The sequence below is a fragment of the Pseudomonas sp. I8001 genome (genome assembly GCF_013385345.1).
Lineage (GTDB): Bacteria > Pseudomonadota > Gammaproteobacteria > Pseudomonadales > Pseudomonadaceae > Aquipseudomonas.
Genome location: NZ_JACAQC010000030.1, coordinates 77609 through 83388, shown reverse-complemented (window position 1 = coordinate 83388; position 5780 = coordinate 77609). Strand labels below are relative to the sequence as shown.

Below are 5780 nucleotides of genomic sequence, written 5' to 3'. Positions count from 1 at the left end.
CGGGCTTGCTCGCGAAGGCAGCAACACACTTAACCCGTGAAGCACCTAACCCGCCGCGATCAAACCTTCAACCTGGCTACCTGCTTCACCTGCTCTATATACCGCGCCACCGCCGGCGCCTTTTCAAAGCGCCGGTAAATCAGCGACAACCAGGACGACGCCTCGCTGCCTTCAATGCTGCGGTACACGACATTCGGCAAGCTCACATGCCCCACCACCGACTCCGGCACTACCGCTACGCCCTGCCCCAGTGACACCAACGCAATCACCGCCACCAACCCACCCGGCTGTGGCCCCAGTCGCGGCGCATAACCACCCTGCGCCGCCACGTGCAGCGTGCCGCTGATCTGCTCGGGCAAGATAAACGTCTCGTTCTGCAGGTGCTCGCAACTGATTGCCTTCAACCCCAGCAGCCACGAATCCTGGGGCAACGCCAGCACAAACCCTTCACTGCTCAACCGCACCGCTTCGACCCCATCAGGCAAGGTCATCGGCGAACGAATGTAGCCAATGTCGAAACGCCCCTCCGCCACCAGCCCCGGCAACGCCGCCATGGGACTCTCGCGCACGCTGAGGCTCACGTCCGGGCAGTCCGCGCAGAACGACTGCACCTGACGCTGCAACAACCCCGAATACACCGCCGACGCCACATAACCCAGTTCGATATGACCGATCTCGCCACGCCCGGCGCGCTGGGCATTGCGTTGGGCAAACTCGAACTGGCGCACGGTGGCCTCTGCCTCGATCAGCAAGGCCGCGCCCGCCTCGGTCAGGCTGACCTCGCGCTGGCGGCGGATAAACAAGCGCGTACCGAGGGTGGTTTCCATGTCCTGGATCTGCCGGCTCAGGGTCGGCGGCGCGATACCCAGCTGTTCGGCAGCACGGGTGAAATTGCGTTGCCGGGCAACCGCCAGGAAGTAGCGGAAATGACGTATTTCCATCACAGGATTAGCTCAAAGGTAATGAAGTTCTGTATGGCGCCTAACAAGGACGCCACCTGCCGGGGATAAGCTCGCAGTACGTTCACAGTAGAGAGGCTTTCCCATGTTCGTCAAATCATTGGTCCTGGTGCTTGCCGGTCTTTGCACCGTGCCCGCAGCGCTGGCCGCAGAAGCCCCCGCAAGCATTGCCCACAAGGCAATCCTGAGCCTGGCAACGGCCCAGCAGATCGCCGCACACGCGCGCAAGGTCGCCGCCGACAAGGGCTGGCCCTGCGCCGTAGCCATCGTCGATGACGGTGGCTGGCCGATCCTGACGCTGCGCATGGATGGCGCTCCCGTGGTGGCCGGTATCGAGCTGGCCCAAGGCAAGGCGCGCACTTCAGCGCTCTTCAAGCGGCCGTCCGGGGACCTGGAAAACGCCATCAACAATGGCCGCCCGGCAGCCATCACCGCCGGCCTGTTGATGATGAAGGGCGCCAAGCCAATCATCCTTGAAGGCCAGGTAGTGGGCGCCATCGGCATCAGCGCAGATACTCCGGCCCACGATGACGAGATCGCCCTCGCGGCGGTGGCTTCGGTGCAGCCATGAGCAAGGTCAGCCCGCGCCTGACACTGCTGACCGCCTCCGGGGTCTGTTCGCTGATCGTGCTCGACACCAACATCGTCGCCGTGACCCTGCCGAGCATCGCCCGGGACCTGGGGGCGAATTTTGCCGATATCGAATGGGTGGTCAGCGCTTATATGCTGGCCTTCGCCGCCCTGTTATTGCCGGCCGGAAGCATTGCCGACCGCTTTGGCCGCAAGAAGACCCTGGTCTGGGGCCTGGGTATTTTCATCCTCGCCTCCCTCGGCTGCGGTGCGGCGCCGAATGCGTTGTTCCTGGATATCGCTCGCGCCGTCAAAGGTGTCGGCGCAGCGCTGCTGCTGACCTCGGCCCTGGCCTCCATCGGCCATACCTTCCATGACGAAGTGGAACGCGCCAAGGCCTGGGCCTTCTGGGGCGCGTGCATGGGCGTGGCGATGACCGCCGCACCGACCCTCGGCGGGTTGATTACCCAATACCTGGGCTGGCGCTGGATTTTCTATCTGAATTTGCCGGTCGGCCTGGTGCTGATGGGACTGGTGCTGCGCGCGATTCCGGAATCCCGCGATGCCCAGGCTGCAAGGCTCGACCCTTGGGGCAGCCTGAGTTTCAGTGCCAGCCTGCTGTGCCTGATCTGGGGCTTGATCGAAGCCAACCGTATCGGCTGGGACAACCCGCTGACTTACGCGCGGCTGCTGGGAGGCGCTGCGTTGCTGGGTGTTTTTGTACTCGCCGAACGCCTGCAACAACGGCCCATGGTCGACCTGCAACTGTTCAGGCACCCGCGCTTTATCGGCGCACTGCTGGGGATGTTCGCCTACGCCGGCTGTGCCCAGGTGATGATGACGCTGCTGCCGTTCTACTTGCAAAACGGCCTGGGCTTATCCGCGATTGCCTCCGGGCTGGGCATGTTGCCGTTTGCCTTGACCATGTTGATTTGTCCGCGGATAGGCGCCCGACTGGCTAGCCGTTTTGCCCCGGCAACGATGATGGCGACGGGGCTGGCGTTGGTGGGGTGCGGCAACCTGCTGAGTGCCTGGGCGGTCAATATCGGCGGCTATCTGCCGTTCGCCCTGGCGATTGCCGTCACGGGGGCCGGCGCGGGATTGCTCAATGGCGATACGCAGAAAAACATCATGGCTTGCGTGCCACGGGACCGCGCGGGGATGGCGTCGGGCATGAGCACCACCATGCGCTTCAGCGCGATCATGTTGGCGATCGGGGTGTATGGGGCGTTGTTGAGCAGCCATAGCGAACAGTTGCTGCACACGAGCATCGGCTCCCAGTGGCAGGAACAGGCGGCAGGGATTGCTTCACGGGTAGTGGCTGGCGATATGCCGGCGGCCATGGCGTTGCTGCCCGAGTCCGCGCGGGACACGGTGCAGCCACTGGCGCGGCAGGCGTTCGTCGGCGGGTTCAGCGTGGTGCTATGGGTGGCGGGGTTGTTGGGTTTGCTGGGGGCGTTGGTGGTGGGATCGTTGATGCGGCATCCCATACCGGCGGTGCCGCAGGTCTCTTTACTGACTCGATAATGCGACCACCACGACCCAATGTGGGAGCGGGCTTGCTCGCGAATGCGGTGGGTCAGTCAATACATCTGTGACTGATCCACCGCATTCGCGAGCAAGTCGAATCGTCGCACCGCCGCTCCCACATTTTGATCTTCGAACGTCAGCTGGAATTGTTACCAGAAACGCTGCTGGGTCAGGCGACTCCACCAAGTCAGCAGCACCCGGTCGACCGAACCGCTGGCAGCCAGGCCCACCCGCTCCTGCAGGCTTTTACGCTCGGCATAGTGCAGGTGGAACACCTCGGCGGTCTTGGCCTTGGTCGCCAGGTATTCGTCGCTGGTTTGCAGCTGGTCCACCAGTTGCTTGTCCAGCGCCGCGACACCCAGCCAGACTTCGCCGGTGGCCACGTCATCAATCGCCAGCTGCGGGCGGTAGCGCGACACGAAGTTCTTGAACAGTTGATGGGTGATGTCCAGGTCTTCCTGGAACTTCTCCCGGCCCTTCTCGGTGTTTTCGCCAAACACGGTCAGGGTGCGTTTGTATTCACCGGCGGTCAGCACTTCGAAGTCGATGTCGTGCTTCTTCAGCAGGCGGTTGACGTTGGGCAACTGCGCCACCACGCCAATCGAGCCAAGGATGGCAAACGGTGCGCTGATGATCTTCTCGCCGATGCACGCCATCATGTAGCCGCCGCTGGCCGCGACCTTGTCGATGCACACGGTCAACGGCACGCCCGCCTCGCGGATACGCGCCAGTTGCGACGACGCCAGGCCGTAGCTGTGAACCATGCCGCCGCCGCTTTCAAGGCGCAGCACCACTTCGTCCTTGGGTGTGGCCAGGCTCAGCAGTGCCGTGATTTCATGGCGCAGGCTTTCAGTGGCCGAGGCCTTGATGTCGCCGTCGAAATCCAGCACGAACACCCGTGGCTTGGCTTCTGGCTTCTTCTTGCCCTTCTTCTTTTCGGCCTTGCCTTCAGACTTGCGCAGGGCCTTGAGCTGGTCCTTGTCGAGCAGGGTCTGCTCCAGGCGCTCACGCAAACCCTTGTAGAAGTCATTGAGCTTGCTGACCTGCAACTGGCCGGCAGCTTTGCGGCGGCCTTTGCTGCGCAGTGCGGCGAAACTGATCAGCACCACCAGGATGGCGACGACCAGGGTGACGGTTTTAGCCAGGAAAGTAGCGTACTCGGCCAGAAAATCCATGTGACTCCTTACAAGTGCAGTGCGCCAGGCGCGGATTGTCCAAGCATACCGACGCCACCGCCATGGGGCCAGTGATCAAACCGCCAGCAGCGGGCCTCTAACGACCTTTTAAAACAAGCGTATGTTTTTTCATTGACAGCTTCCCGGCATCCTCATAACCTCGCCAGACTTTCAACGTACCGGGAAAACGGACGTGGGCAGCATCTACCTGATTCGACATGGCCAGGCCTCCTTCGGTGCAGACGACTACGACGTGCTGTCGCCCATCGGTGTGCAACAGGCGCAAGTGCTTGGCCGCCACCTGGCGGAACTGGGCCTGGGCTTCGACCGCTGCCTGTCAGGCGACCTGCGCCGCCAGCAGCACACCGCCAACGCCGCCTTCGAACAATACAGCGCCCTCGGCCTGCCGGTACCCACGCTGGAAATCGACAGCGCGTTCAACGAGTTCGACGCCGAGGCGATCATCCGCGCCCTGCTCCCGGACCTGCTGCACAGCGAACCCGAAGCCCTGCACATATTGCGCAACGCCGCGCAAAACCGTGGCGAATTCCAGCGCATCTTTTCCCTGATCATCGAACGCTGGCTGGCCGGCACCTACGACCCGCCGGGCCTGGAAAGCTGGCTGGGATTTGTCGAACGTGTCCAGGGTGGCCTGCAACGCCTCCTCGAAGCCGCCGACAACCGTGACAAGATCGCCGTGTTCACCTCCGGCGGCACCATTACGGCCCTGCTCCACCTGATTACCCGAATGCCTGCCGCACAGGCCTTCGAACTGAACTGGCAAATTGTCAACACCTCGCTCAACCAACTGAAATTCCGTGGTCGCGAGGTGGCACTGGCTTCCTTCAACAGCCATACCCACTTGCAACTGTTGAAGGCGCCGCAGCTCATCACTTTCCGATGAACTGCGGCCAACCGTGACCCCAAGGTCACTGGACTCACCATAAAAGGATCGAAACCATGACTGACGTAGCTAAAGCCGTAGAAGCAATGAAAGCCAAATTCAACCCAGCCGCTGCCGACGGCCTGGACCTGGTGTTCGGTTTCCGTATCGACGACACCCAGAACTTCTCGCTGGTCGTGAAAAACAACACCTGCGAACTGCTGGAAGGTGAAAACCCGGACGCCCAAGTCACCCTGGTGATGGACGGCGACACCATGAAAGGCATCGTTGACGGCTCCACCGACGGCATGCAGGCATTCATGGGCGGCAAACTGCGCACTGAAGGCGACATGATGCTGGCCATGAAATTGAGCGAGCTGTTCCCGGCCTGATCAAGCCTGCTTTAAATGACAAATCCCGCCAATGGCGGGATTTTTCGTTTCCGAGCCAAAACAAATTCCCCGGACTCCACCCAGGCATGAGGGGCGGCGAATGTACCTGGTTCTGATCTGTAGGAGCTGGCTTGCCGGCGATGCAGACAACTCGGTACATCAGGTACACCCAGTTGATGCCATCGCAGGCAAGCCAGCTCCCACATTTGGACCGTGCCCGCTTTAGCTTTTGATTGTGCTGTTGCTCTAAAACACTCAAGCCGGCCGGTAG

The 5780-nt window shown here is 61.8% G+C and carries 6 protein-coding genes; 4 read left to right on the top strand and 2 right to left on the bottom strand.

Annotated features, from left to right (window positions below; all coding sequences use genetic code 11):
* Window positions 1-59 precede the first annotated feature (59 nt).
* A complete protein-coding gene (locus tag HX839_RS20285; protein WP_102605152.1) occupies window positions 60-941 on the bottom strand; it encodes a LysR family transcriptional regulator in 882 nt (293 codons plus the stop codon).
* A gap of 103 nt (window positions 942-1044) precedes the next feature.
* Here HX839_RS20285 and HX839_RS20280 point away from each other — a divergent pair, with 103 nt between their 5' ends.
* Together HX839_RS20280 and HX839_RS20275 are read left to right on the top strand one after the other, a co-directional pair.
* Window positions 1045-1530 carry a heme-binding protein gene (locus tag HX839_RS20280; RefSeq protein ID WP_177049909.1) on the top strand — a complete coding sequence of 162 codons (486 nt, stop codon included), beginning with the start codon at window positions 1045-1047 and terminating at the stop codon, window positions 1528-1530.
* A complete protein-coding gene (locus tag HX839_RS20275; RefSeq protein WP_177067606.1) occupies window positions 1527-3056 on the top strand; it encodes an MFS transporter in 1530 nt (509 codons plus the stop codon). Before HX839_RS20280 ends, HX839_RS20275 begins: the two co-directional genes overlap by 4 nt.
* 152 nt (window positions 3057-3208) lie before the next feature.
* Here the strand turns inward: HX839_RS20275 and sohB are convergent, their stop codons facing one another.
* Window positions 3209-4234, bottom strand: coding sequence for a protease SohB (sohB, locus tag HX839_RS20270; protein ID WP_008434663.1), 1026 nt, complete (start codon window positions 4232-4234; stop codon window positions 3209-3211).
* A 193-nt stretch (window positions 4235-4427) separates the two neighbouring features.
* Here sohB and HX839_RS20265 point away from each other — a divergent pair, with 193 nt between their 5' ends.
* Both HX839_RS20265 and HX839_RS20260 read left to right on the top strand, forming a co-directional pair.
* On the top strand, window positions 4428-5138 hold the full coding sequence (locus tag HX839_RS20265) for a histidine phosphatase family protein (protein WP_087694873.1): 711 nt from the start codon (window positions 4428-4430) through the stop codon (window positions 5136-5138).
* A gap of 56 nt (window positions 5139-5194) precedes the next feature.
* Window positions 5195-5509 (top strand): SCP2 sterol-binding domain-containing protein, encoded by a 315-nt coding sequence (locus HX839_RS20260; RefSeq protein WP_048730219.1) that lies wholly within the window; start codon window positions 5195-5197, stop codon window positions 5507-5509.
* The last annotated feature ends 271 nt before the right edge of the window (window positions 5510-5780 follow it).